The organism is Nonomuraea sp. NPDC023979 (genome assembly GCF_040639085.1).
Lineage (GTDB): Bacteria > Actinomycetota > Actinomycetes > Streptosporangiales > Streptosporangiaceae > Nonomuraea > Nonomuraea ceibae.
The window spans coordinates 221,606-245,732 of sequence record NZ_JBEZZG010000007.1; the positions used below are offsets into that span (position 1 = coordinate 221,606).

The 24,127-nt window shown below is 74.1% G+C and carries 26 protein-coding genes and 1 riboswitch; of the genes, 18 read left to right on the forward strand and 8 right to left on the reverse strand.

Annotation, left to right across the window (positions count from 1 at the left end; translation table 11 throughout):
- Positions 1-27 precede the first annotated feature (27 nt).
- The 3 genes from AB0G11_RS16255 (at position 28) to AB0G11_RS16265 (ending at position 2,631) form a co-directional block, all read left to right on the forward strand.
- Entirely contained in the window at positions 28-624 is a 597-nt protein-coding gene (locus tag AB0G11_RS16255) for a molybdopterin-dependent oxidoreductase (protein ID WP_308126112.1), read from the forward strand.
- Between the two features lie 43 nt (positions 625-667).
- Positions 668-1,801 carry a histidine kinase gene (locus tag AB0G11_RS16260; protein WP_357586538.1) on the forward strand — a complete coding sequence of 378 codons (1,134 nt, stop codon included), beginning with the start codon at positions 668-670 and terminating at the stop codon, positions 1,799-1,801.
- 83 nt (positions 1,802-1,884) lie between these two features.
- Positions 1,885-2,631, forward strand: a complete 747-nt coding sequence (locus tag AB0G11_RS16265) for a LytTR family DNA-binding domain-containing protein (protein ID WP_357586540.1) — start codon at positions 1,885-1,887, stop codon at positions 2,629-2,631.
- Positions 2,632-3,216: 585 nt separating this feature from the next.
- Here AB0G11_RS16265 and AB0G11_RS16270 read toward each other — a convergent pair.
- Positions 3,217-4,056 (reverse strand): deoxyribonuclease IV, encoded by an 840-nt coding sequence (locus AB0G11_RS16270; RefSeq protein WP_219514227.1) that lies wholly within the window; start codon positions 4,054-4,056, stop codon positions 3,217-3,219.
- A gap of 141 nt (positions 4,057-4,197) precedes the next feature.
- Here AB0G11_RS16270 and uraD point away from each other — a divergent pair, with 141 nt between their 5' ends.
- The 9 genes from uraD to alc all read left to right on the forward strand — a co-directional run bounded on the left by uraD (position 4,198) and on the right by alc (position 12,496).
- Positions 4,198-4,686, forward strand: a complete 489-nt coding sequence (gene uraD, locus AB0G11_RS16275; protein WP_219514229.1) for a 2-oxo-4-hydroxy-4-carboxy-5-ureidoimidazoline decarboxylase — start codon at positions 4,198-4,200, stop codon at positions 4,684-4,686.
- Entirely contained in the window at positions 4,683-4,970 is a 288-nt protein-coding gene (gene uraH, locus AB0G11_RS16280; protein ID WP_219514250.1) for a hydroxyisourate hydrolase, read from the forward strand. The genes uraD and uraH overlap by 4 nt, the downstream gene beginning before the upstream one ends.
- A complete protein-coding gene (pucL, locus tag AB0G11_RS16285; RefSeq protein ID WP_357586542.1) occupies positions 4,971-5,819 on the forward strand; it encodes a factor-independent urate hydroxylase in 849 nt (282 codons plus the stop codon).
- 5 nt (positions 5,820-5,824) lie between these two features.
- A complete protein-coding gene (locus AB0G11_RS16290) occupies positions 5,825-6,685 on the forward strand; it encodes a xanthine dehydrogenase family protein subunit M (RefSeq protein WP_357586544.1) in 861 nt (286 codons plus the stop codon).
- Positions 6,685-7,155, forward strand: coding sequence for a (2Fe-2S)-binding protein (locus tag AB0G11_RS16295; protein ID WP_219514257.1), 471 nt, complete (start codon positions 6,685-6,687; stop codon positions 7,153-7,155). The genes AB0G11_RS16290 and AB0G11_RS16295 overlap by 1 nt, the downstream gene beginning before the upstream one ends.
- Positions 7,152-8,513: an 8-oxoguanine deaminase gene (locus AB0G11_RS16300; RefSeq protein WP_357586546.1), complete on the forward strand. Its 1,362-nt coding sequence runs from the start codon at positions 7,152-7,154 to the stop codon at positions 8,511-8,513. The genes AB0G11_RS16295 and AB0G11_RS16300 overlap by 4 nt, the downstream gene beginning before the upstream one ends.
- Before the next feature lie 246 nt (positions 8,514-8,759).
- Positions 8,760-9,902 (forward strand): glycerate kinase, encoded by a 1,143-nt coding sequence (locus AB0G11_RS16305; protein ID WP_357586548.1) that lies wholly within the window; start codon positions 8,760-8,762, stop codon positions 9,900-9,902.
- 356 nt (positions 9,903-10,258) lie between these two features.
- Positions 10,259-11,551 (forward strand): allantoinase AllB, encoded by a 1,293-nt coding sequence (gene allB, locus AB0G11_RS16310; protein ID WP_357586606.1) that lies wholly within the window; start codon positions 10,259-10,261, stop codon positions 11,549-11,551.
- On the forward strand, positions 11,552-12,496 hold the full coding sequence (gene alc / locus AB0G11_RS16315; protein WP_357586550.1) for an allantoicase: 945 nt from the start codon (positions 11,552-11,554) through the stop codon (positions 12,494-12,496).
- Positions 12,497-12,514: 18 nt separating this feature from the next.
- On the opposite strand, the gene pknB is transcribed toward alc, so the two are convergent.
- From pknB to AB0G11_RS16335, 4 genes are all read right to left on the reverse strand, one after another.
- Positions 12,515-14,437, reverse strand: coding sequence for a Stk1 family PASTA domain-containing Ser/Thr kinase (pknB, locus tag AB0G11_RS16320; protein ID WP_357586552.1), 1,923 nt, complete (start codon positions 14,435-14,437; stop codon positions 12,515-12,517).
- 165 nt (positions 14,438-14,602) lie between these two features.
- Complete coding sequence (locus tag AB0G11_RS16325) at positions 14,603-15,358, reverse strand: thiazole synthase (protein WP_357586554.1); 756 nt, start codon at positions 15,356-15,358, stop codon at positions 14,603-14,605.
- Positions 15,351-15,551 (reverse strand): sulfur carrier protein ThiS, encoded by a 201-nt coding sequence (gene thiS, locus AB0G11_RS16330; RefSeq protein WP_219507196.1) that lies wholly within the window; start codon positions 15,549-15,551, stop codon positions 15,351-15,353. Before thiS ends, AB0G11_RS16325 begins: the two co-directional genes overlap by 8 nt.
- Positions 15,548-16,870, reverse strand: coding sequence for an FAD-dependent oxidoreductase (locus AB0G11_RS16335; protein WP_357586556.1), 1,323 nt, complete (start codon positions 16,868-16,870; stop codon positions 15,548-15,550). Before AB0G11_RS16335 ends, thiS begins: the two co-directional genes overlap by 4 nt.
- Positions 16,860-16,976, reverse strand: a riboswitch (TPP riboswitch). Its footprint overlaps the gene before it by 11 nt.
- 53 nt (positions 16,977-17,029) lie before the next feature.
- On the opposite strand from AB0G11_RS16335, the gene AB0G11_RS16340 reads away from it, so the two are divergent.
- From AB0G11_RS16340 to thiE, 3 genes are read left to right on the forward strand one after another with little or no spacing between them, the layout of a single operon-like run.
- A complete protein-coding gene (locus AB0G11_RS16340; protein ID WP_246645233.1) occupies positions 17,030-18,199 on the forward strand; it encodes an FAD-dependent oxidoreductase in 1,170 nt (389 codons plus the stop codon).
- Between the two features lie 30 nt (positions 18,200-18,229).
- On the forward strand, positions 18,230-18,604 hold the full coding sequence (locus tag AB0G11_RS16345; protein ID WP_219507199.1) for an Rv2175c family DNA-binding protein: 375 nt from the start codon (positions 18,230-18,232) through the stop codon (positions 18,602-18,604).
- Positions 18,582-19,226, forward strand: a complete 645-nt coding sequence (gene thiE, locus AB0G11_RS16350; protein WP_357586558.1) for a thiamine phosphate synthase — start codon at positions 18,582-18,584, stop codon at positions 19,224-19,226. The genes AB0G11_RS16345 and thiE overlap by 23 nt, the downstream gene beginning before the upstream one ends.
- Here thiE and AB0G11_RS16355 read toward each other — a convergent pair.
- The gene (locus tag AB0G11_RS16355) at positions 19,207-20,274 is read right to left on the reverse strand and encodes a polyprenyl synthetase family protein (RefSeq protein ID WP_219507202.1); all 1,068 of its coding nucleotides are present in this window, start codon (positions 20,272-20,274) and stop codon (positions 19,207-19,209) included. The genes thiE and AB0G11_RS16355 overlap by 20 nt on opposite strands.
- A gap of 85 nt (positions 20,275-20,359) precedes the next feature.
- Here AB0G11_RS16355 and metF point away from each other — a divergent pair, with 85 nt between their 5' ends.
- Complete coding sequence (metF, locus tag AB0G11_RS16360; protein ID WP_219507204.1) at positions 20,360-21,280, forward strand: methylenetetrahydrofolate reductase [NAD(P)H]; 921 nt, start codon at positions 20,360-20,362, stop codon at positions 21,278-21,280.
- 19 nt (positions 21,281-21,299) lie between these two features.
- On the forward strand, positions 21,300-21,902 hold the full coding sequence (locus AB0G11_RS16365) for a disulfide bond formation protein DsbA (protein WP_219507206.1): 603 nt from the start codon (positions 21,300-21,302) through the stop codon (positions 21,900-21,902).
- Positions 21,903-22,077: 175 nt separating this feature from the next.
- Here AB0G11_RS16365 and AB0G11_RS16370 read toward each other — a convergent pair whose 3' ends face one another.
- Both AB0G11_RS16370 and AB0G11_RS16375 read right to left on the reverse strand, forming a co-directional pair.
- Complete coding sequence (locus AB0G11_RS16370) at positions 22,078-22,653, reverse strand: GNAT family N-acetyltransferase (RefSeq protein WP_357586561.1); 576 nt, start codon at positions 22,651-22,653, stop codon at positions 22,078-22,080.
- A gap of 51 nt (positions 22,654-22,704) precedes the next feature.
- Complete coding sequence (locus AB0G11_RS16375) at positions 22,705-23,181, reverse strand: YbaK/EbsC family protein (protein WP_219507209.1); 477 nt, start codon at positions 23,179-23,181, stop codon at positions 22,705-22,707.
- A 114-nt stretch (positions 23,182-23,295) separates the two neighbouring features.
- Here AB0G11_RS16375 and AB0G11_RS16380 point away from each other — a divergent pair, with 114 nt between their 5' ends.
- The gene (locus tag AB0G11_RS16380; RefSeq protein ID WP_357586563.1) at positions 23,296-24,108 is read left to right on the forward strand and encodes a L,D-transpeptidase family protein; all 813 of its coding nucleotides are present in this window, start codon (positions 23,296-23,298) and stop codon (positions 24,106-24,108) included.
- Positions 24,109-24,127 lie beyond the last annotated feature (19 nt).

Consider the following 24,127-nt stretch of genomic DNA (forward strand, 5'->3'; position numbering starts at 1 on the left):
ACCGCGAGTCCCGTGAGGAGAGTGATCGTGGAGGAGCCGCGCCTGCCACCGGGCCAGTACGTGCCCCGCGGCCTACCCGTGATCCACTACGGCAGGGTCCCCCCGTTCAAGCCCGCCACGTGGGACCTGCGCGTGTCCGGCGCCACCGCGTCGGGGGAGGAGCACCGCTTCGGCTGGGACGACTTCGACCGGCTGCCGCGCACCGACGTCGTGGCCGACTTCCACTGCGTCACCAAGTTCTCCGTGCCCGGCCAGCGCTGGCGCGGGGTCACCCCGGCCGACCTCATGGCCGCCGCGCCGCCCGACCCCGGCGTGCGCCACGTCATGATCTGGGCCGAGTACGGCTACAGCGCCAACCTCAGGTGGTCCGACTTCACCGCCCCCGGCACGCTGTTCGCCACCGACCTCGACGACGCCCCGCTCACCGCCGAGCACGGCGCCCCGGTGCGCATGGTCGTGCCCCACCTGTACGCGTGGAAGAGCGTCAAATGGGTGCGCGCCGTCGAATACCTCCTGGAGGACCGGCGCGGCTTCTGGGAGGAGCGCGGCTACCACAACGTCGCCGACCCGTGGCGTGAGCAGCGCTACTCCTACCAGGAAGAACCCGGCGAGGGCCCGCCGTAGGGTTTCCGCCCCCACGCGCGACGATGTTGGTTACGGTTTGCGCATGCTGACCACCGCGTGCGTGGTGCTGCCCCTCCTCGCCTTCGCCCTGGGCTACACGCTGGCCCGACGCCGTGCCAGAGAAGAGGGCCGCTCCGGGGCCGAGGCGACCTTCACCACGCTGCACACGGCCGCGCTGGCCGCCCCCGCGCTGCGGACCGGGCTGCACCGCGACTCCGCCCGCAAGGCCGTGCGTCATCTGCGCGCCCTGCTCGGCACCCACTCCGTCGCGATCACCTCGACCGACGCCGCGCTCGCCTGGGACGGCCCGTGCACCGACGAGGTGCTCAGCTACGCGCGCACCACGCTGGCCGCCGGCCGCGCGCAGGTCTTCCCCGGGGAGCCGTACGGGGCGGTCGTGGTGCCGCTGACCGCCGACGGCAAGATCATCGGGGCGCTGGCCGCGTACGACGAGGAGCTGAGCGCCGCCCTGGTCCGCACGGTCACCGAGGTGGGCCGGTGGGTGTCGGGCCAGCTGGAGCTGGCCGAGCTCGACTCCTCGCGGCGGCGCGCGCTGGAGGCCGAGATGCGGGCGCTGCGGGCGCAGATCTCCCCGCACTTCGTCTACAACGCGCTCACCACGATCGCGTCGTTCGTCCGCACCGATCCGGGGCGGGCCCGCGAGCTGCTGCTGGACTTCGCCGACTTCGCCCGCTACGCGCTGCGCCGGGCCGACGACTTCACCACGCTGGCCGACGAGCTCACCTGCGTCGACCGCTACCTGCTTCTGGAACGTGCCAGGTTCGGCGACAAGCTGCGCTTCAGCCTCCAGGTGATGCCCGAGGTGCTGCCCGTCCCCGTGCCGTTCCTGTGCCTGCAGCCGCTGGTGGAGAACGCCATCAAGCACGGCATGCGGGGGCGCGGCGGCACCGGCGAGGTGCGCGTCGTGGCCCGCGACGCGGGCCCGGAGGCGCACATCACGGTCGAGGACGACGGCGTGGGCATGGACCCGGACCGGGCCAGGAAGGTCCTCGACGACGACCCGGGCCGCGAGGGCGCCGGGATCGGCCTGGCCAACGTGGACCTGCGGATGCGCCAGATCTACGGCGACGACTACGGCCTCGTGGTCGAGACCGCGCCCGGCACGGGCACGAAGGTGCGGCTGCGCGTGCCCAAGGCGCAACTCGGCGCGCCCTGATCGGACCCGAACTGTAATCGATTCTTTACGGAACGTGGCCGAGGGGGTTGTGAGCAAGGCTTTCTTACGGCAGCTTAGAGGGCATGCTACGTGTTCTGGCCGTTGACGACGAGGTCCCCGCGCTGGAGGAGCTGGCCTACCTGCTGCGTCAGGACAGCCGGATCGAGCACGTGCGCACCGCCTGCGACGGTGTCGCGGCGCTGCAGGACATGGTGGCGATGATCGGCGGCGGCGAGCGGCTCGACGCGGTGTTCCTCGACATCCGCATGCCCGGCCTCGACGGGCTCGACCTGGCCCGGCTGGTCGGCGGGTTCCCCAGCCCGCCCAAGCTCGTCTTCGTCACCGCCCATGACGAGTGCGCCGTCCAGGCGTTCGAGCTGGAGGCCGTCGACTACCTGCTCAAGCCGGTGCGGGCCGAGCGGCTGTCGGAGGCGGTGCGCCGGCTGGAGGTCGCCTCAGCGCCGGCCCCGCCCGCCGAGCCGGGGCAGGACGACGTCATCCCCGTCGAGCTGGGCGGGCGCACCCGGTTCGTGCCGCAGCAGGCGGTGCGCTTCGCCGAGGCCAAGGGCGACTACGTGCGCCTGCACACGGTCGACGGCAGCTACCTGGTGCGCATGTCGCTGGCGGCGCTCGAGCGCCGCTGGGCCGAGGCCGGCTTCATCCGCGTGCACCGCAGCACGCTGGTGTCGGCCCGGCACGTCAGCGAGCTGCGTTTCGAGGGCGGGCGCGTGATGCTCACCGTCGGCTCCGAGACGCTCCAGGTCAGCCGCCGCCACACCCGCCAGGTGCGCGAGCAGCTCGTCCGCCAGCATCGCGGCGCCGTCACCTGACGGTGCCGCCCGCCTGCGCCCCCCTGCGAGGGGGGCGTGATCGCCATGCGCGGCGTGCGCGGGCGGGCAGGCGTGAACGCGGGCGCGCGGGCATCCTGCCCCGTGCTCGCGCCCCTTGTCATGCCGGGGAGATTTCCCAGGTCACACCGGTCGGGCCGGGCCGTGACGGCGATCCGATGACAGTCCGGAGGGCCTGCCGGCCGACCGCTCGTCGCGCCAGGGTGACCGCTCGTCGATCGGACACGCTCCGTACATCGATGACTACGCACCGCTTACCGAGCTATGGGCCAACGGGGTTTCCCCGGCAAGATCGCGACCGTAGTGTTTCGGCATCGGAAGCCACTCCGGAGCATCGGGAGGCGAGCCGCAAGGCTCCCAGCGGATGCGCCGGACTCCCTGGTGACCACCTGGGTCACCGCGGCTGCCGGGCCCTTTACCGGGGGGTAGGGCCCGCCGGCCGACCACGTGAGGGGGTGCCCGCCGTGGCCCCGATCCGGCCACACGGGGGCGGCCGGACGGTGCCGGGCGGGCACCCCTGTCACGACAGGTCAAGGGCGTGAGCGGGGGGCGGCCGTGCGCGCCCCGTCAGCCGTCACGCAGCCGCTTGAGCGTCTCGATGTCCTCGCGGTGCTTGTCGGCCTTGCCGGGCGTCTCGATGCAGACCGGCACCCCGGCCACCGCCGGGTGGCGCATCATCTCGCCGAACGCCGCGGCGCCGATCAGCCCGGCCCCGATGTTCTCGTGGCGGTCCTTCTTCGACCCGCACGCGTCCTTGGAGTCGTTGGCGTGGATGAGCTTCAGCCGCCCCGGCGCGAGCTTGTGCAGGAGGTCGAACGTCTCCCGCACCCCGCCCTCGGCCGCCAGGTCGTGACCCGCCGCGAAGGCGTGACAGGTGTCGAAGCACACGCCGGCCCGAGGATGCCAGTCGAGCGCCGCCAGATAGGGCTCCAGGTCCTGCACGGTCGCGCACAGCATCGCCCCCTGCCCGGCCATCGGCTCCAGCAGCAGGTCGGGACCGCCGTCGGGGATCTCGTCGAGCAGCGGCAGCAGATGCTCGCGCAGCTGCCGCATCGCGTCGTCGCGCGGCTGCGTCACCGCCGAGCCGGTGTGCACCACGACCCCCTTGGCGCCGATGTCGACGCCCCGGCGCAGCGTGTGACGGACGATCGCCACCGAGTTGGCCAGCGTCTCCGCGCTGGGTGAGCCGAAGTTCGCCAGATACGGCACGTGGACGAAGGTGTCGACGCCGGACTCGGCCAGCAGCGCGTCCTGGTCGGGACGGCCCACGGCCAGCGCCCACCCGCGCGGGTTGGTGACGAACACCTGGATCATTTCGGCGCCGATGTCGGCCATGTAGGCGAGCCCGCCCTTGGCCAGGCCGCCCGTGACGGAGACGTGCCCGCCGATCAGAGAGGTAGGGGTCATGATGGCACTCAGTGTATGGCCAGGCCAGGACCCGTCCGGATGCGGCCTTGGAGCATGACACAAAAGTCTTGGCCAACCGCCGCCCCGGTTGGGAGTTCCCGGGGATGGACCGGGCACCACCGCCATGTGTGTACTCGAGTCATGCCCGACGACGCGCTGGCCCGCTTCAACGCCCTGCCTCCCGAGGAGGCGGAGCGCGACCTGCTGGCCTGCTGCGCCTCCCGCGCGTTCGCCGGCCGGGTCGCCGCCGGCCGCCCCTACCCGTCGCCGGACGCCCTGGCCGACGCCGCCGCCCTGGCCGCCCGCGAGCTCGCCTGGGACGACGTGCTGGAGGCGCTGGCCGCCCACCCGAGGATCGGCGAGCGGACCGGCGGCGCCTGGTCGCGGCAGGAGCAGTCCGGCGTCGAGGACGCCCTGCGCGCCGACCTCGCCGAGGCCAACCGCGCCTACGAGCGCCGCTTCGGCCACGTCTACCTGATCTGCGCCACCGGCCTGACCGGCGCCCAGATGCTGGCCAGGCTCCGCGCGCGGCTGCGCGACGACGACGAGACCGAACGCCGGACCGTGCGCGCCGAACTGGCCGCGATCACCCGCCTGCGGGCCGGCAAGCTCCTGGAGGCCGGCCGATGAGCTTCTCGACGCACGTGCTCGACGCGGCCACCGGCCGCCCCGCCGCCGGGATGCGCGTACGGCTGGAGCACGACGGCCGCACCCTCGCCGAGGGCCGCACCGACGCCGACGGCAGGATCACCGGCTGGCAGCCCGGCAACGGCACGAACCGCGTGGTGTTCGACACCGGCGGCCCCTTCTACCCGGAGGTCGTCGTCGCCTTCACCGTGACCGACCCCGCGGAGCACCACCACGTGCCGCTGCTGCTGAGCCCGTACGCCTACTCCACCTACCGAGGGAGCTAGATGGCGATCGTCCTGGGACCCAACCGGTACGGCAAGGCGGAGACCCGGCTCGTGCGCGTCACCAAGGACGGCGGCGTGCACCACCTCAAGGACCTCAACGTCAGCACCGCCCTGTCCGGCGACATGACGGCCGTCCACCTGACCGGCGAAAACGCCGCCGTGCTGCCGACCGACACGCAGAAGAACACCGTCTACGCCTTCGCCGCCCGCCACGGCGTCGGCGAGATCGAGGACTTCGCGCTGCTGCTCGCCCGCCACTACGTGAACGCCCGGCCCTCCATCCACCACGCCAGGGTCGAGATCGAGGAGTACGCCTGGGACCGGCTCGGCGACCACTCGTTCGTGCGCGCCGGCGGCGAGAGCCGCACCTGCCTGGTCCACCACGACCGCGACGGCCGCACCAGCGTGGTGTCGGGGCTGAGCGGCCTGGTCGTGCTCAACTCGACCGGCTCGGAGTTCCGCGGCTTCGCCGTCGACGAGTACACCACGCTGCGCCCGGCCGCCGACCGCGTCCTGGCCACCGCCGTCGACGCCCGCTGGCGCCAGCACGGCGGTCGCGCCGACCACGCGACCGTACGCCGCCACCTGCTGGAGGCCTTCGCCGGGACGCACAGCCTCTCGCTCCAGCAGACCCTGTACGCGATGGGGGAGCGGGTGCTCGCCTCCTGCCCGCAGGTGTGCGAGATCAGGCTCGTCATGCCCAACAAGCACCACGTCGCCGTGGACCTGACCCCGTTCGGGCTCGGCAACGACAACGAGGTGTTCCACGCCGCCGACCGACCCTACGGCCTGATCGAGGGCACGGTGCTGCGCGAGGACGCCCCCGACGCCGGATTCGCCTGGGAGTAGCACTGATGGACTTCTTGCGCCCCACCACGTGGGCCGAAGCGCTGGCCGCCAAGGCCGACCGGCCGGACGCCGTGCCGATCCAGGGCGGCACCGACGTCATGGTGGAGATCAACTTCGGCGTGCGCCGGCCCGCCGCGCTGCTCGACCTCACCCGGATCGCCGAGCTCGCCACCTGGACGAACCAGGACGGGCGCCTGCGCATCGGCGCCGCCGTCCCGTACAGCGTGATCATCGACCGGCTCGGCGGCGAGCTGCCCGGGCTGGCCCAGGCGGCGCGGACGGTCGGCTCGCCGCAGATCCGCAACCGCGGCTCCGTCGGCGGCAACCTGGGCGCGGCCTCGCCCGCCGGCGACAGCCACCCGCCGCTGCTGGCCGCCGGGGCGCTGGTCGAGGCCGAGTCGCGTGACGGCGGCGTCCGCATGATTCCCGCCGACGCGTTCTACACCGGCGTCAAACGCCACGCGCTGCACCCCGACGAGCTGATCAGGGCCGTGCACCTGGCCCCGGCGAGCGGCCCCCAGTACTTCTCCAAGGTCGGCACCCGCAACGCCATGGTGATCGCGGTCTGCTCGTTCGCGATCGCGCTGCACCCCGGCGAGCGCCGCGTCGGCACCGGGCTCGGCTCCGCCGCGCCCACCCCGCGCCGCGCCCTGGAAGCCGAGGAGTTCCTGGCCAAGGAGCTCGACTGGGCCGCGCCGCTCGCCCCCGCGCTGCTGGACCGCTTCGGCGAGCTGTGCGCCGCCGCGGCCTCGCCGATCGACGACGTACGCGGCAGCGCCCCCTACCGCCGCCACGCCGTCGCCGTGATGGCCCGCCGCACGCTCGCCTGGGCGTGGCGCGACCACCTGGGAAGGAGGGCCGCCTGATGCGTCTGACCTGCACCGTCAACGGCCGCGAGGAAACCGTCGAGGACGTCTGGGAAGGCGAGAGCCTGCTGTACGTGCTCCGCGAGCGGATGGGCCTGCCCGGCTCCAAGAACGCCTGCGAGCAGGGCGAATGCGGCTCCTGCACCGTCTACCTCGACGGCGTCCCCGTCTGCGCCTGCCTGGTCGCCGCCGGGCAGGCCGAGGGCCGCCGCGTCCGCACCGTCGAAGGGCTCGCCGACGGCGACCGGCTCGACCCCGTCCAGGAGGCGTTCGTCGAGTGCGGCGCCGTGCAGTGCGGCTTCTGCACCCCCGGGCTGATCGTCCAGGCGCACGACCTGCTCGCCCGCGTCGAACGGCCCTCCGACGCCGAGATCCGCGAGGCCCTGGCCGGCAACCTGTGCCGCTGCACCGGCTACGAGAAGATCCTCGACGCCGTACGGCTCGCCGCTGAGCGCAAGGCGTCCGCGTGACGACCCTGCTGATCGAGAACGCCTACCTCGCCCCCGTCGCCGGACCCGAGATCCCGCACGGCTACCTGCGGATCGACGGCGACCGGATCACCGCGCTCGGCCCCATGGACCGGCTGCCCGCCCTCCCGCACGCCGAACGCGTCGACGCCACCGGCTGCCTGGCCACGCCCGGCCTGGTCAACACCCACCATCACCTCTACCAGTGGGCCACCCAGGGCCTCGCCCAGGACGCCACCCTGTTCGACTGGCTCGTCACGCTCTATCCCGTGTGGGCCGCCATGGACGCCGAGGTCGTGCACGGGGCCGCGCTCGCCGGGCTCGCCCACCTGGCGCTGTCCGGCTGCACCACCTCCAGCGACCACCACTACCTCTTCCCGCACGGCCGCGGCGACCTGCTCGCCGCCGAGATCGCCGCCGCCCGCGACGTCGGCCTGCGCTTCCACCCGGCGCGCGGCTCCATGGACCGCGGCCGCTCGTCGGGCGGGCTGCCGCCCGACGACGTCGTCGAGCCGATCGACCGCATCCTCGACGCCACCGCCGACGCCGTCGACGCCCACCACGACCCGTCGCCCTCCTCCATGCTGCGGATCGCCGTGGCGCCCTGCTCGCCGTTCTCCGTCAGCGGCGAGCTGATGACCGAGGCGGCCCGGCTGGCCAGGGACAAGGGCGTGCGGCTGCACACCCACCTGGCCGAGACGCTGGACGAGGAGGAGCACTGCCTGGCCCAGTTCGGCGTGCGGCCCGTCGCGTACATGGAGCGGCTCGGCTGGCTCGGGCCCGACGTGTGGGTGGCGCACGCGGTGCACCTCAGCGACGGCGACATCGGCAGGCTCGCCGCCACCGGCACCGGCGTCGCCCACTGCCCCTCGTCCAACGGCCGCCTCGGCGCGGGCGTCGCCCGGGTCGCCGACCTGCTGCGGGGCGGCGCCAACGTCGGGCTCGGCGTCGACGGCAGCGCCTCCTCCGAGCTGACCACGATGGCGGGGGAGATGCGGCAGGCGCTGCTCTTCCAGCGCGCCCGCTCAGGGCCCGACGCCCTCACCGCCCGGCAGGCGCTGGAGCTCGCCACGCTCGGCGGCGCGCGCAACCTCGGCCGCGAGGCCGACCTCGGCACGCTGGAGCCCGGCAAGCTCGCCGACGTGGCGCTGTGGCGGGTCGACGGCCCCTTCACGGCCGCCGTCGACGACCCGGTGTGCGCGCTCGTCCTCGGCCCCCAGCCGCCGCTGGCCCGGCTCCTGGTCGGCGGGCGCACCGTCGTCGCCGGCGGCGAGCTGCGCACGGTCCCGCACGACGCCGCCGGCCGCGCGGGCGTCGCCGCCCACCGCCGCCTCCTGCGCCTCGCGGCGGAGCGCCGATGACGGGCCGGTGCCCGGCCGATGCCCGTGGGTGCCCGCCCGGTGCCCGTGGGTGCCCGGCCGATGCCCGCCGGCGCCCGGCCGATGCCCGCCGGTTCCCGCCCTCTGCCCGCCGGCTCCCGCCCCGGTTTTCCACAGGGGGCCGGGGCACGCGCACGGGGCCGCGGGCGGGGTGTGATGATGGGGACCGCCGGCCCGCCCGCCCCTGGCAGGGGGGCCGCCCGTGTCCGTCTCGTGTGGGAGTTCGCAGTGGTTGAGCACGTGCTTGTCGCCCCGGACAAGTTCAAGGGTTCGCTGACGGCGGCGGAGGTCGCCGCCGCCGTGTCGTCCGGGCTCGGCGTCCCGGCGGTGCAGCTGCCCGTCGCCGACGGCGGCGACGGCACCGTCGAGGCCGCCGTGGCAGGCGGCTTCACCCGGGTGACCGCCCGGGTCACCGGCCCCACCGGCGAGCCCGTCGACGCCTCCTACGCGAGGCGCGGCGACACCGCCGTCATCGAGCTCGCCGAGGCGTCCGGCCTGCGCCGCCTCCCCGGCGGCCCCGAGCCGCTCACCGCCACCAGCCACGGCACCGGCGAGCTGGTCGCCGACGCCGTCAAGCAGGGCGCCACCCGCGTCGTCCTCGGCCTGGGCGGCAGCGCCTGCACCGACGGCGGCGCCGGGATGGTCCAGGCGCTCGGCGCGCGCCTGCTCGACGCCGAGGGGCGCGAGCTGCCGCCGGGCGGCGCGGCCCTGCGCGACCTCGACCGGATCGACATGTCCGGCTTCCTCGACCTCTCGGGCGTCGAGGTGGTCGTGGCGAGCGACGTCGACAACCCGCTGCTCGGCCCGCACGGCGCCGCCGCCGTCTACGGGCCGCAGAAGGGCGCCACGCCCGACCAGGTCGCCCTGCTGGAGAGCGCGCTGTCCCGGCTGGCCGCCGTCGCCACCCGCATCCACGGCCTCGTCGGCGCCGTCGAGCACGACGACGTCCCCCGCCCGATGGGCGTCGCCGGAGCGCCGGGCGCCGGGGCCGCCGGCGGCGTCGGGTTCGCCGCGCTCGCCTTCCTGCGCGCCGACATCCAGCCGGGCATCGACTACCTGCTCGACCTGCTCGGCTTCAACGAGCAGGTCGAGGGCGCCCGCCTGGTGATCACCGGCGAGGGCTCCCTGGACGAGCAGACGCTGCGCGGCAAGGCCCCCGCCGGGGTCGCCCGGGCCGCCGCCCGCGCGGGCGTCCCCGTCGTCGCCGTCTGCGGCCGGCGCACGCTCTCCGACGACGACCTGCGGGCCGCCGGCTTCGCCGCCGCCTACGCCCTCACCGACCTGGAGCCCGACCCGGCCCGCTGCATGGCCGCCGCGGCCCCCCTCCTCCAGCAGCTCGCGGCCCGCGTGGCCGCCGCCCACCTACCCTGATGCCCCCACCCGCCCCGCCCCCGGTTCCCCCGCCCCAGGCTGCCCCGACCCCGGCGGCCTCGGTTGGGGCCGCCTCGGTCACGGCGGCTTCGGTCTCGGCTGCCTCGGTTCGGGCTGCTTCGGCCCCGGTGGCCTCAGCCGGGGCGGCCTCGGTCTCGGTGGCTTCGGTTGGGGCCGCCCCGGGCTCGGCGGACTCGGTGGCGCCCACCCAGGTCCCGCCCGCCCCGGTCCCGGTGGCCTCGGTCCCGGCCGCCCAGGTGCCGCCCGCCCAGGTGCCGTCCGCCTCGGGCTCGGCGGACTCCGTTCCGGGGTCGGCTGTCGTCGCCTCCGTCAGCTCGGGCGGGGGTGCGTACGAGCTGGTGGTGCGGTCGAGGAGGGGGGTGACGCCCGACGGGGTGCGGCCGGTGGCCGTGGCGGTGCGCGGCGGCCGGATCGAGGCGCTGTGCCCGTACGACGCGGAGCTGGCCGCCGCCGAGGACGTCGACCTGCGCGACCTGGCGCTGCTGCCCGGCCTGGTCGACACGCACGTGCACGTGAACGAGCCGGGCCGCACGCACTGGGAGGGGTTCGCCAGCGCGACCAGGGCCGCCGCGGCCGGAGGCGTCACGACGATCGTCGACATGCCGCTCAACTCGCTCCCGCCGACCGTGGACGCCGCCGCGCTGGCCGTGAAGCGGCGCGCCGCCGAGGGCCGGTGCCACGTGGACGTCGGCTTCTGGGGCGGCGCCGTGCCCGGCAACCTCAAGGAGCTGCGGCGGCTGCACGAGGCGGGCGTATACGGGTTCAAGTGCTTCCTGTCGCCGTCGGGCGTGCCGGAGTTCCCGCCGCTCGGGCCGGGCGAGCTGCGGGAGGTCATGGCGGAGATCGCCGGGTTCGGCGGGCTGCTGATCGTGCACGCGGAGGACCCGGCGCTGCTGACGGACTGCGCGGGCCCCTCGTACCGGGAGTTTTTGGCGTCGCGGCCGGGAGCGGCCGAGCGCAGCGCGGTCGAGCTGGTGGTCCGGCTGGCGGCCGAGACGGGTGCGCGGGCGCACGTCCTGCACGTCTCCAGCGCCGAGTGCCTGCCGGTGCTGGAGGCGGCGCGGGCCGCCGGGCTGCCGGTCAGCGCCGAGACCTGCCCCCACTACCTGGCGCTCGACGCCGAACGGGTGCCCGAGGGCGGCACCGCGTACAAGTGCTGCCCGCCCATCCGCTCGGCCGGTAACCGCGACCTGCTGTGGGACGGGCTCGCTCGGGGCGTGCTGAGCTGCGTCGTCTCCGACCACTCGCCCGCCACCGCCGACCTCAAGGTGCCCGACTTCGCCGCCGCGTGGGGCGGCGTCGCCTCGCTGCAGCTCGGGCTGCGCGTCGTGTGGACGGAGGCGGCGCGGCGCGGCCACGGGCTCGCCGACGTGGTCCGGTGGATGGCGGCGGGCCCGGCCGCGCTGGCGGGCCTGCCGGGCAAGGGCGGCATCGTCCCGGGCAACGACGCCGACCTGGTGGCCTTCGACCCCGACGCCGTCGAGCCCGTGGACGCCGCGCGGCTGCACCACCGCCATCCGATCACGCCCTACCACGGCCACGCGCTCAGGGGCGCCGTCCTGACCACCTGGCTGCGCGGCAGGCCCGCCGACGGCGTGCCGCACGGGACCTTGCTGAGGGGAACGTAGATGCCGAGCTTCACCCACCTGCCCGATCTCGCGCTGCGCGGCCACGGCGGAGCGGTCGTCGCCGCCAGCGACGAGGCGTTCGCCGAGAAGGAGGCGCTGATCAGGCCCGGCCGCCCGGAGTTCCGGCCCGCCACGTTCGGCGGCAAGGGGCAGGTCTACGACGGCTGGGAGACCCGCCGCCGCCGTGAGCCCGGCCACGACTGGGCGCTGGTGCGGCTCGGCCTGCCCGGCGTGATCCGCGGCGTGGTCGTCGACACCGCCTGGTTCACCGGCAACCATCCCTCGTCCGCGTCCGTCGAGGCCGCCGAGGTCGCCGGGCATCCCACGCCCGCCGAGCTGGCCGGGGCGGCGTGGACGGAGATCGTGCCGCGCAGCCCGCTCTCCGGCGACGCCGCGCACCCGTTCGAGGTCACCGGCGAGCGCCGCTGGACGCACGTGCGGCTGAACATCTTCCCCGACGGCGGCGTCGCCCGGCTGCGGGTGCACGGCGAGCCCCGGGCCGACCTGTCGGTGTACGAGGGGCTCGGCCTCGACCTGGCGGCCATGGCCAACGGCGGGCTGGTCACCGCCTGCTCCGACGCGTTCTACTCCGAGCCGCACCACGTCATCGCCCCCGGCCTGCCCCGCCACCAGGCCGAAGGCTGGGAGACCGCGCGCCGCCGCGACGGCGGCAACGACTGGCTGGTCATCCGGCTGGCCGGGCGCGGCCTCATCAGGGTCGCCGAGATCGACACCACCCACCTGCTGCACAACGCGCCCGCCGCCGTCACGCTCACCGGCCTCGACGGCGACCGCGAGGTCGAGCTGCTGCCGACGACCCCGCTGCTGCCCGACACGCCACACCGCTTCCGGCTGAGCCACACCGAGCCCGTCGAGCGCGTACGCGTCGACATCCACCCCGACGGCGGGCTGGCCAGAGTACGCCTGCTCGGCACCCTGGCCTGACCTCTCAGCGCCGGGCGCCTAGTGCCAGAGCAGCACTTCGGAGTTGGGCGGGCGCTCGCTGTTGGGAGCCGGGCGCTGGAAACGCACCACGCCGCCGCCGCCCACCGTGCGCACCCGCACCCGGAAGCCCAGCGCCCGCAGCTCGTTGCGGGCGTCGTTGACGTTCTTGCCCATCACCTGCGGCACGATGACGAACTGCTGGTCGTCGCGGGCCTCCTGGTCACCGTTGAACCAGTGCCAGAAGTCCGTCTGGCAGCGCGACACCGTGATCATCGCCGGGATGCCCTGGTCGACCTCCGCCTTGGCCTTGGGCGCCTGCGCGATCACCGTGCACGGCTCGGCGTCGTCGTCGACCTCGGTGACCTGCACCTGGAAGCCCTGCTGGCTGAGGAACGCGGCGGCCTGGTCCTTCGGCATGCCGTCGACGTCGGGCATCACCAGCCCGGCGCTCACGTACAGGTCGATCTTGGCGCCCTCCTTGACCTTCTCGCCCACCTGCGGGGAGGTGCGGATGACGGAGTTGCGCGCGACCTCCAGGTTCTGCAGGCGGCGGACCTTGCCCACGGTCAGGCCGGCGCTGCCGATGGCGTTGCGGGCGTCCTGCTCGGTCAGGCCCTGCACCTTCGGCACCAGCACCCGCTTGGGGCCGAGCGACGGCACCAGCGTGATCGTCTGCCCGGCCTCGACCTCGGTCTTGGCGGCCGGGTCCATCTCCAGGACGAGCCCCTCGGCCACCTCCTCGTCGTGGCGGCCCTCCACGCGGCGGACCTTGAAGCCCAGGTTGCGGGCGTTCTGCTCGGCGACCGCGAGGTTCTTGCCGACGAGGTCGGGCACCACGGCCAGCGTCTTCTGCGAGAAGTAGAGGCCGGTCAGCGCCACGGCGACGACCATCACCGCGGCCAGCCCCACCAGGAACCAGTTGGGCCGGAACCCGCCGCCCTTGCCGCGCCCGCGCGGCGGGGGCGGCGGCGCGGCCGGCACCTCGGCGCGCGGCTGGATCAGCGTGTGCGCGGGAGCGGCGGCGGGCGGCATCGTGAACGGCATCGGGTGCGGCCTGGAGTGGGCGCCGGACGCGCGGCCGGGCTCGCTCAGCCGGGGCAGCGTGCGGTGCGCCTCGACGGCCGCCACCAGCATCGCGGTCGCGTCGGCCGGGCGGTCGTGCGGCTCGCGGGCCGTGGCGTGCGCCACCAGCGCGTCGATCTGCGGCGGCACGTCGTGGATCAGCGACGACGGCACCGGGACCGTGTCGTGGACGTGCCGGTAGGCCACCGACATGGGCGTCTCGCCGTCGTACGGCTGCCTGCCGGTGACCAGCTCGAACAGCATGATGCCCGCCGCGTAGACGTCGCTGCGCACGTCGGCGCCGCCGGTCGTCACCTGCTCGGGCGACATGTAGCCGATCGTGCCGATCATCACGCCGGTGCGCGTCTGGTTGGTCGCCTCGATCGCCCTGGCCAGGCCGAAGTCCACGACCTTGACCCGGCCGTCGGCGGTCAGCAGAACGTTCTCGGGCTTGACGTCACGGTGGACCATCCCGGCCTGGTGGGCCGCGCCGAGCGCCGCCAGCACCGGGATCATGATCTCCAGCGCCTCGCGGGCCGGCAGCCGGTCGCGCTCGCGCAGGATGTCGCGCAGCGTCTTGCCCGGCACGTACTCCATCGACAGGTAGACCACGTCGGTGTCGGTGCCCTGGTCGAAGACGTGCACCACGTTGGGGTGGGAGAGGCTGGCCACCGACTTCGCCTCGCCGATGAACCTGCGCACGAACGCCGGGTCGTCGGCGAGCGAGCGGTGCATGACCTTCAGCGCGACGGTCCGGTCCAGCCGGATGTCGAGCGCGAGGTAGACGGTCGCCATGCCGCCCCGGGCGATCCGGGACTCGACGCGGTAGCGTCCATCGAGCAGCCGGCCGACCAACGGGTCGGCAGTCGTCGTGTCCACCCCGCTGAGTTTACGGGCGTTTCGCACCCGGGAGGGCCTGACCATCCGAAACCGATGCCGACCCGTGCCCCGCCCGGCCTCTCACGTGCCCCGCCGTCGCACAGGCCACCCCGGCACCGGCCCCGGAGAGCCGGTGCGCCTCCGGCAGACGGGAAGAACGTCCCGTCAGGGGGCCAGCGGGGAGGACGCCTCGGCGTAGCGGCGGCGCGGGATGCGCCCCGCCTGCCGCGCCATGCGGCCCGCGCGGACCGCCTCGCGCATCGCCGCCGCCATCAGGTCGGGCCGCTGGGCCCGCGTCACGGCGGTGGCCAGGAGCACGGCGTCGCAGCCCAGCTCCATCGCCAGCGCCGCGTCACTGGCCGTGCCGATGCCCGCGTCCAGGATGACCGGAACCCCGGCCGCCTCGACGATCAGCTCGATGTTGTGCGGGTTGCGGATGCCCAGCCCGGAGCCGATCGGCGCGCCCAGCGGCATCACCGCCGCGCACCCGGCCTGCTCCAGCCGGCGGGCCAGCGCCGGGTCGTCGCCGATGTACGGCAGCACGGTGAACCCGTCGGCCACGAGCCGCTCGGCCGCGTCGAACGTCTCGATCGGGTCGGGCAGCAGGGTCCGCTCGTCGGCTATGACCTCCAGCTTGACCCACGAGGTGCCCAGCGCCTCCCGGGCGAGCCGGGCCGTCAGCACCGCGTCGCCCGCGGTGAAGCAGCCCGCCGTGTTGGGCAGCACCTTGATGCCGCGCTCGCGCAGCACGTCCAGCACCGAGCCGCGGGCGGCCGGGTCGAGCCGCCGCATGGCCACCGTCGTCAGCTCGGTGCCCGACGCGGCCAGCGCCTGGTCCAGCACCTCCAGCGACGGCGCGCCGCCGGTGCCCATGATGAGCCGGGAGGAGAACTTCTCCCCGGCGATGATCAGGTCATCCACCTTGCACCGCCGTCAGCACCTCCACGCGGTCGCTGTCGCGCAGCGCCGTCGTCTCCCACGCGCCGCGCGCGACGACCTCGTCGTTCACGGCCACCGCGACGCCGGTGGTGGCGGTGGTCAGGGTCTGTACGGCCTGTGCGACGGTCATGCCGTCAGCCACGTCGTGCGTACTTCCATTGATCAGCAATTTCATGAAATATCCCGAAATCTAGCGGGTGAGCACAGGGACGCGAGGTCGCCCTCCTCGCCCTGCAGGATCGCGGCCGTGAGCGGGGCCATCAGCACCCCGCCCCGGAAATGCCCCGTGGCCAGCACCAGCCCCGGGGCCGAGCCGGGGCCGATGATCGGCAGGTTGTCCGGCGTGCCCGGCCGCAGCCCCGCCACCACGTCGGCGACCTCCAGCTCCGTCACCCCCGGGACCAGCTCCCTGGCGTCGCGCAGCAGCTCGTACAGCCCGCCGGCGGTCACCCGGGTGTCGAACCCGAGCTCCTCCTGCGTGGCCCCGACCACGAGCTCCCCGTCGCCCCGGGGCACCAGGTAGACCGGCGTGCCGTGCACCATCCCGCGCACGCACCGGCCCAGCAGCGGCTCGGGGGAGCGCAGGCGCATGATCTGCCCCTTGACCGGCCGTACCGGAACGTCGGTCAGCCCGGCGCTCCACGCCCCGGCGGCCAGGACCACCCGCTCGCCGCGGATCTCCTCCCCGGACTCCAGGCGTACGCCGGTCACCCGGCCGCCCTCGCGCGACAGCCCCGCCACGCGCTCCCGTACCAGCGGGACGCCCCGCCGCTCCAGGGCCACGAGCAGGGCGGCGGTGACGCGGCGCGGGTCCACCCACGCGTCGCCTGGCGCCAGCAGACCGCCGCGCACGGACGGCGCCAGCATTGGCTCCAGTCGCCGGCACTCGCGCCCGGTCAGCCGCTCCACCGGCAGGCCGAGCTTCTCCATGAACGCGGCCAGCTCCCCGAGCGCGGCCAGGTCGTCCCCGCCGAACGCCACGTCCAGCGTCCCGTCGGACCGCAGATCCAGCACGTCCCGCCCCTCGGCCGGCACCCCGCCGAGCAGCGGAAGCCCCCCGAACGGGTCAACCGCGGCGCCCCCGTGGGAGGACGCCTTGCCGGGGCCGGAGACGGCGGGACCGCTCGCACCCCCGGCCCGTGCCGCACTGCCGGATCCCGCGGGAGCTCCGCCCAGGGAGGCGCCCCCGGAGGGCAGGGGCGCGCCGGCGGCGGTGGGGCCGCTCGGGTGGGCGCCGGTCCGTCCAGGGGGAAGGGCGGCGTCGGCGGTGAGGTCGGCGGCGAAGGCGGGCCAGCGGCGCAGGGCGGCGATGCCGAGCCGGAGCAGCGGCTCCTCGGTGTAGGTCACCTCGCTGACCGGCGCCAGCATCCCGGCCGCGGCGTGGGAGGCGCCCGAAGCGGGGGCCGGGTCGACCACGGTGACGGCGCGGCCCGAGCGGGCCAGGCGCCAGGCGATCGACAGTCCGACGACTCCGCCGCCCACGATCACGTCCATGTCCGCTCCCTTCGCCGGCATGATCCGGATCAGGTGTCTTGCGGTCGAAGGCCCGGTGAAGCCTTCCTCTCAGCCCGGTTACGGCCGGACTCCCGCGCGTCTTACGTCCCCCAGCCTACGGCCTCGGTGCGACGCCGCGGCACCGCCCCCGTTATGGTCATGAACGTGAATCGCGTCGTGGTGGTGGGAGCGGGTCTTGCGGGCGTGCGCAGCGTCGAGGCGCTGCGGGCACGGGGGTTCGGCGGCCGGATCACGTTGATCGGCCAGGAACGGCACCGGCCCTACGATCGGCCGCCGTTGTCGAAGGCGGTGCTGCTGGGCTCCGCCGACTCCAGCTTCGTCGACTCCGACCTGGACGCGCTGGAGGTGGACTTCCGGCCGGGCGTCTCGGCCAAGTCGCTGCGCGCGGGCGTGGTGGAGACGACCGAGGGCGAGCTGGGCTACGACGGCCTGGTCATCGCGACGGGCGCGGAGCCGATCCCGCTGCCGGGTGACGGCCCGCAGCACGTGCTGCGGACGCTGGACGACTCGCTGGAGCTGCGGGCCCGCCTGGTGCCGGGCGCGCGGGTGGTGGTCGCGGGCGCGGGCTGGATCGGGGCGGAGGTGGCCACGGCCGCCCGCCGGGCCGGCTGCGCCGTCACCGTGCTGGAGGCGGGCCGGACCCCGCTGGCGCAGGCGGTCGGCGAGGAGATCGGCGCCCGGACGGAGAGCTGGTACGACGGCATCGACCTGCGGCTGGACACGATGGTCGCGTCGGTCGACGAGGGCGGCGTAGAGCTGGTCGGCGGCGGGTTCGTGGAGGCGCACGTGGTGGTGGCGGGCATCGGCGTCCGCCCGGCCGTGGAGTGGCTGGCGGGCTCGGACGTCGACCTGCACAACGGCGTGGTCACGGACGAGCGGCTGCGCACGTCGCTGCCCGGCGTGGTGGCGGTGGGCGACTGCGCCGCCTGGTGGTCGAGCCGCTACGGCACCCGGCTGCGCGTGGAGCACTGGGACACCGCGCTGAGCGCCCCGGAGGTGGCCGCCGCGACGCTGCTGGGCGAGGAGGCCGTGTACGATCCGGTCCCGTACTTCTGGTCGGAGCAGTTCGGCCACATGGTGCAGTACGCCGGCCACCACCCGGCGGGCGAGCGCCTGCTCTACCGGGGCGGTCCTGAGGGCAAGTGGTCGGCCTGCTGGCTGACGGCGGAGGGCGGGCTGGCGGCGGTGCTGGCCGTCGACCGGCCCCGCGACCTCGTGCAGGGTCGCCGGATCATCCAGGAGGGCCGTCGTCTGGACGCGGAACGCCTGGTAGATCCAGATGTACCCCTACGGGATTGTGTTGTTTGAGCAAGCGCGGCATGTGGTAGTTGTGGTTTCGTGACGCTTTCTGTTGCACAGATCGACCGGGAGACCGACCAGCTCGTTGACGAGTGGCTCACTCTCCCCGAAGTGGCCCAGCGCCTCGACCTCTCGATGGGACGGGCCAAGCAACTCCTCAAGGATCACAAGCTGCTCGGCGTGCGCCGCGGCAGCGGCGGGCCACAGGTGCCCGCGGTGTTCCTCGACGGAAAGGACGTGGTGAAAGGCCTTCCGGGCACGCTGACCGTGCTCCGCGACGCCGGGTACGACGATGTGGAGGCGCTGCGCTGGCTGTTCACCCCTGACGACTCGCTGCCGGGGTCGCCCGTTCAGGCGATCAAGGCCGGTCGTCACACCGAGGTCAAGCGCCGTGCCCAAGCCCTCGCTTTCTGACGCCCGCCTCTACCTGTGCACCGACGGGCGGCGTGACAGGGGCGACCTGGCCGAGTTCCTCGACGCGGCGCTGGCCGGCGGCGTGGACATCGTCCAGTTGCGGGAGAAGGGCCTGGAGGCGCGCGAGGAGCTCGCGCTCCTGGAGGTCTTCCGCGACGCCTGCGACCGGCACGGCCGGCTGCTGGCGGTCAACGACCGGGCCGACATCGCCTTCGCCGCCCGGCCTGACGTGCTCCATCTGGGGCAGGACGACCTTCCGGTGACGGTCGCGCGAGAAATGCTCGGCGACGACATCGTCATCGGTCGGTCCACCCACTCCGCCGCCGAGGCTTCCGCCGCGGCGGTGGAGGAGGGCGTCGACTATTTCTGCTGTGGGCCGATCTGGCCCACGCCGACCAAGCCGGGCCGGCACGCGCCGGGCCCGTCGCTGCTCCGGCACGCGGCGGCGCTCGGCAGTGACCGGCCCTGGTTCGGCATCGGCGGCATCGACCTGGCCAACCTGGACGAGGTCATGTCCTACGGGGTCCGCCGCGTCGTGGTGGTGCGCGCCATCACCGAGGCCGACGACCCCGGGGCAGCCGCCGCCGAGTTCGCCAAGCGGCTCACGTCCGCCGCGACGTAGCCGCCACGGCGAGCCCGGCCAGCGCGGTGCGGGCTTCGGGCGTGATCGGCGCCTGGTCGAGCGAGGCGAGCGCCTCGCCGAGATAGTCGCCGATCATGTCCTCGCACGCCCGCAGCGCGCCCGTGCCTTCGATGATCTCGCGCAGCGCGGCCACGCCGGGCTCGTCGAGCGCGGGGTCGCCGAGCAGGCGGCGCACCACGCCGGCCTGCTCGGGGGTGGCGGCGGCCAGGGTGCGCGCCACCAGCATCGTCCGCTTGCCCTCGCGCAGGTCGTCGCCGGCCGGCTTGCCGGTCTGCGCGGGGTCGCCGAACACGCCGAGGATGTCGTCGCGCAGCTGGAAGGCGATGCCGACCCGGGTGCCGTACGTGGTGCACAGCTCGTCGATCCACGGCTCCAGGCCGCCGGAGGCGAGCGCCAGGCCGAGACGGAGCGGGTGCTCGACGGAGTACTTGCCGCTCTTGTACAGGGCCACGCGCAGCGCCGAGTCGAAGGTGTTCTCGCCGTGCGCCTGCTCCAGCAGGTCGAGATACTGGCCGCACATGAGCTCGGTGCGCATGTGGTCGTGCACCGGCTGGGCCGCCGCCAGCGCCCGCGCGGGCAGGCCGCTGGTGCGCCACATCTCGCCCGACCAGATCAGCAGCAGGTTGCCGAGCAGGATCGCGGCGCCCTCGCCGAACTGCGTGGCCGAGCCGTGCCAGCCCGACTTCTCGTGCAGCGTCTGGAAGCGCCGGTGGGCGGCGGGCATGCCCCGGCGCAGGTCGCTCTTGTCCATCACGTCGTCGTGCACCAGGGCGCTGGCCTGCAGCAGCTCCAGCGAGGCGGCGGCGGTGAAGATCTCCGGCACGTCGCCGCCTCCGGCGCCTCGCCAGCCCCAGTAGCAGAAGGCCGGGCGCAGTCTCTTGCCGCCCGCCAGCAGCTCGTCGGCGGCGGTGCGCAGCGGTTCCAGGTCGGGGTCGCCGGTGACGGGCAACTGCCGTTCGACGAACTGCCTGATGCGACGGTCCACCTGGGCGCGCAGGTTGTCCATCTTCGCGGCGTCTGTGCTCATGCCTTGAGACTAGTGGCCGGACATATCGGCTATACCGAGCAGGTAGAGAGTCGGGCGCCGCGCGGCCACCGGGTAATCTTGTCGCATGGCCCTTGGTCGACCCTCCGTCCTGCCCGATCGCGTCCCCACCGTCCGGGAGCTGCTCGCCTCCGGCGGCCGGTCGTTCTCCTTCGAGTTCTTCCCGCCGAAGACCGACGAGGGCGAGCGCCAGCTGTGGAAGGCGATCAGGGAGCTGGAGTCGCTGCGGCCGACGTTCGTCTCGGTGACCTACGGCGCGGGCGGCACCACCCGGGACCGCACCGTCGACATCGTGGAGCGGGTCGCGCGCGGCACCACGCTGACGCCCGTCGCCCACTTCACCGCCGTCAACCACTCCGTGCGCGAGCTGCGCCACCTGGTCGGCCGCTTCGCCGACGCCGGGGTGCGCAACATCCTGGCCGTGCGCGGCGACCCGCCCGGCGACCCGGGCGGCGAGTGGGTCCAGCACCCCGAGGGCGTCCTCTACGCCGAGGAGCTGGTGCGGCTGATCCGCCAGGCCGGCGACTTCTGCGTGGGCGTGGCCGCCTTCCCCTACAAGCACCCGCGCTCGCCGTCCATCGAGTCCGACACCGAGTTCTTCGTGCGCAAGTGCCGCGCCGGGGCCGATTACGCGATCACGCAGATGTTCTTCCAGGCCGACGACTACCTGCGGCTGCGCGACAGGGTGGCGGCCCGGGGCTGCGACACGCCGATCATCCCGTGCGTGATGCCGGTGACGCAGATGAGCACGATCGCCCGCTCCGAGCAGCTGTCCGGCGCGCCGTTCCCGCCCGACGTGGCGGCCCGCTTCGAGGCCGTCGCCGACGACCCGGCCGCCGTCCGCGCGCTCGGCATCGAGCACGGCGCCGAGCTGTGCCAGCGGCTGCTCGACGAGGGCGCCCCCGGCATCCACTTCATCACCTTCAACCGCTCCAGCGCCTCGCGCGAGGTGTTCCAGCGGATCGAGCCGGCGCCCGTCCCGGGCTGATCTCCTGTTGACTGGACGGATGATCGCAGACTTCTGGCTCGACCCGTCCTGCCCCTACACGTGGCTCACCTCCCGCTGGCTCGTGGAGGTGACCCGGGTGCGGCCGGTCGAGGCACGCTGGCACGTGATGAGCCTGTCGGTGCTCAACGAGGGCCGCGACGACGATCCCGAGGGCGACCCGGAGGGCTACCTGTGGGTGCCCGCCCGGCTGTGCGCCTCCGTGGCCGACCGCTACGGCTCCGACGCGCTCGGCCGGCTCTACACCGCGCTGTGGACCACCGGCGGCGACGACCAGGACTGGCTCGGCGACCTGACGACGGCCCTGCGGGCCGCCGGCCTGCCGGAGGACCTCGCCGACGCGGCGCTCACCCCCGAGTCCGACGACCTCGTACGGGCCTCGCACGCACGGGCGATGGCCGCGATCGGCGGCGAGTCGGGCACGCCGGTCGTCGCCGTGACCACGTCACCGGGGGAGCGCGTCGCCTTCTTCGGCCCGGTGATCTCCCGCGTGCCCGAGGGCGAGGCGGCCGGGCGGCTGTGGGACGGCGTGCTGCTGGTGGCCGGCACCCCGCACTTCCACGAGCTCAAGGGCCGGCCGAGGGCGAACCCCGTGCTGCGCTGAGCGGCGCCGCCACCCGCCCGCAGGGGGACCGGGCGGGTGACGGCAGGGGACCTGCGATCGGAGAGTAAAAGAGCGTGTGCTCTCTGTAATGTTTGGTGCCCCGTGCCAAGCCTGATAAAACCTCGCGTCAGGCGAAGGGCAGCGGGAGGCGTCAGGCGGAGGCTGGCGGAAGGCGTCAGGCGGTGGGCGGCGGGAGGGGGAGCGGGCGGGCCGCGATCGCGTACGCCTCGTGGCCGCCGGGGAAGACGAAGCCGGTCAGCAGGTCGGTGAAGCCCATGCTGGCGTAGAGGTGGCGGGCGGCCGTCGGCCGGTCGTGCGTCGACAGGACCGCGGTGCGCTCGGGGCGGCCGGCGCACAGCGTGGTGATCATCGCGCGGCCGATGCCCTTGCCCTGGTAGTCGGGGTGCACGTGGATCTCGGCCAGCTCGAAGGCGTGGCCCATCCAGGCCTCGGCGGCCTCGTCGCCCGCGCGCTCGCGCAGGGCCCGCAGCACGACCTCGTGCCACCACTGGCCCGGCGCGCCGCGGAACCCGTACGCGAACCCGACGACCAGCGGACTGGCCGTACGGGGTGAATCGTGCAATTCTGCGAAATAGCACTGGAAATAGGGATATGTCCCATGATTTCGCATGATTGTGGTGCGGCCGGCGATCTGCTCGGCGGGCGGGCGCATGGCGGCGGTGTAGATGCCGATCACCGTGTCCAGCCGCTCGGCGAACTCGGCGGGCCCCGCACCGCGAAACTCGATCATCGTCGCACCCTACTCCCGTCCGGGCCACGCGCCCGGCACGCCGTCACGCGCCTACTCGACGTCGGCCGGGGTGCCGCCGGTGATGCGCACGAGCTCGTCGAACGTCGTCGGGAACACCGTGTGCGGATGGCCGCCCGCGGCCCACACCACCTCGTGCTTGCCCAGCCAGGTGTCCACCAGTGTGCGCACCGGAGCCGGGTGACCCACGGGCGCCACGCCGCCGATCGGCTGCCCGGTCGCCTCCCTGACGAACTCCGGCGTGGCCCGGCGCACCTTCCGCACGCCGGCGGTGCGTGCGACGAGCTCCACGTCGACCCGATGCGCGCCGCTGGTCAGCACCAGCAGCGGCTCGCCGTCGGCGTCGAAGATGAGGCTGTTGGCGATCGCGCCGACCTCGCAGCCGAGCTGGGCCGCCGCGGTGGCGGCGGTGGGCGCCTTCTCCGGCAGGACGACGATCTCGCCGGCCGCTCCCAGGCTCCGGAGTGCGGCTTCCACGCGTATCGCGTTGGCGGGCAACTTCTCAGACATGCGCACACTCTAAACAGGTTGAGCATCACTTGACCGTGTCCAGTGGTGGTATAGGGTCCGTTGATTCGTTTGTTAATGATTTGAGAGGTGATACCGGTGCGGGGTCGACCTGGGATGGCCGCTCTCCTGACGGCGGGGGCCGTCGCACTCGCCGGATGCGGCACGACGACGGTGGCGCACACGTCAGCAGCCGCTCCCTCCGCCGTTCCTGCCGCCGCTGTGCCCGCCGCTGTGCCCGCCGCTGTGCCCCTGGCCGCGGGCGCCGCCGCCTCGGCCCCGGTCACGGCGCCGGACAAGAAGCTCAAGCTGGGCGACAAGGGCAAGGCCGTCGTCTGGCTGCAGCAGCGCCTGCGGGACCTCGGCTACCGCCCCGGCAAGGCCGACGGCCGCTACGGCGGCACCACGCTGGCCGCCGTGTGGGCGTTCCAGAAGGTCAACGGCATCAAGCCGACCAGCACCGTCGGCAAGGCCACCTGGTCCGCCCTGGAGGCGCCCAAGGCCCCGAAGGTCCTGGCCCCCAACGGCAAGCCGACCCGCGCCGAGGTCAACCTGACCACCCAGATCCTGGTCCTATACGTGCGCGGCGAGGCCAGGCTGATCAGCCACATCTCCTCCGGCAGCGGCATCCCCTACTGCGAGACCACCGTCTGGCAGGGCAAGGAGCAGCGCTTCTGCGGCTCGGCCACCACCCCGACGGGCACGTACAAGACCACCTGGCGCCGCGACGGCTGGCACAAGTCCTACCTCGGCGAGCTGTACAACCCGATCTTCTTCAACGGCGGGATCGCCTTCCACGGCGCGCTGTCGGTGCCGCTCCAGCCCGCCTCGCACGGCTGCGTCCGGCTGCCGATGAACGTGGCCGAGGAGCTGCCCGGCCTGCTCGGCACCGGCGTCCCCGTGCACGTGCGCGGCAAGTTCCGGCGCTGACCCCGGCTCGCTGATCCCC

Excerpts from the sequence above, each read along its gene's own strand:
- AB0G11_RS16260 (WP_357586538.1), top strand. The coding sequence starts at position 668 with ATGCTGACCACCGCGTGCGTGGTGCTGCCCCTCCTCGCCTTCGCCCTG.
- AB0G11_RS16265 (WP_357586540.1), top strand. The coding sequence starts at position 1,885 with ATGCTACGTGTTCTGGCCGTTGACGACGAGGTCCCCGCGCTGGAGGAG.
- AB0G11_RS16270 (WP_219514227.1), bottom strand. The coding sequence starts at position 4,056 with ATGACCCCTACCTCTCTGATCGGCGGGCACGTCTCCGTCACGGGCGGC.
- uraD (WP_219514229.1), top strand. The coding sequence starts at position 4,198 with ATGCCCGACGACGCGCTGGCCCGCTTCAACGCCCTGCCTCCCGAGGAG.
- uraH (WP_219514250.1), top strand. The coding sequence starts at position 4,683 with ATGAGCTTCTCGACGCACGTGCTCGACGCGGCCACCGGCCGCCCCGCC.
- pucL (WP_357586542.1), top strand. The coding sequence starts at position 4,971 with ATGGCGATCGTCCTGGGACCCAACCGGTACGGCAAGGCGGAGACCCGG.
- AB0G11_RS16290 (WP_357586544.1), top strand. The coding sequence starts at position 5,825 with ATGGACTTCTTGCGCCCCACCACGTGGGCCGAAGCGCTGGCCGCCAAG.
- AB0G11_RS16295 (WP_219514257.1), top strand. The coding sequence starts at position 6,685 with ATGCGTCTGACCTGCACCGTCAACGGCCGCGAGGAAACCGTCGAGGAC.
- alc (WP_357586550.1), top strand. The coding sequence starts at position 11,552 with ATGCCGAGCTTCACCCACCTGCCCGATCTCGCGCTGCGCGGCCACGGC.
- thiS (WP_219507196.1), bottom strand. The coding sequence starts at position 15,551 with ATGAAATTGCTGATCAATGGAAGTACGCACGACGTGGCTGACGGCATG.
- AB0G11_RS16335 (WP_357586556.1), bottom strand. The coding sequence starts at position 16,870 with ATGGACGTGATCGTGGGCGGCGGAGTCGTCGGACTGTCGATCGCCTGG.
- AB0G11_RS16340 (WP_246645233.1), top strand. The coding sequence starts at position 17,030 with ATGAACGTGAATCGCGTCGTGGTGGTGGGAGCGGGTCTTGCGGGCGTG.
- AB0G11_RS16355 (WP_219507202.1), bottom strand. The coding sequence starts at position 20,274 with ATGAGCACAGACGCCGCGAAGATGGACAACCTGCGCGCCCAGGTGGAC.
- metF (WP_219507204.1), top strand. The coding sequence starts at position 20,360 with ATGGCCCTTGGTCGACCCTCCGTCCTGCCCGATCGCGTCCCCACCGTC.
- AB0G11_RS16365 (WP_219507206.1), top strand. The coding sequence starts at position 21,300 with ATGATCGCAGACTTCTGGCTCGACCCGTCCTGCCCCTACACGTGGCTC.
- AB0G11_RS16370 (WP_357586561.1), bottom strand. The coding sequence starts at position 22,653 with ATGATCGAGTTTCGCGGTGCGGGGCCCGCCGAGTTCGCCGAGCGGCTG.
- AB0G11_RS16375 (WP_219507209.1), bottom strand. The coding sequence starts at position 23,181 with ATGTCTGAGAAGTTGCCCGCCAACGCGATACGCGTGGAAGCCGCACTC.
- AB0G11_RS16380 (WP_357586563.1), top strand. The coding sequence starts at position 23,296 with ATGGCCGCTCTCCTGACGGCGGGGGCCGTCGCACTCGCCGGATGCGGC.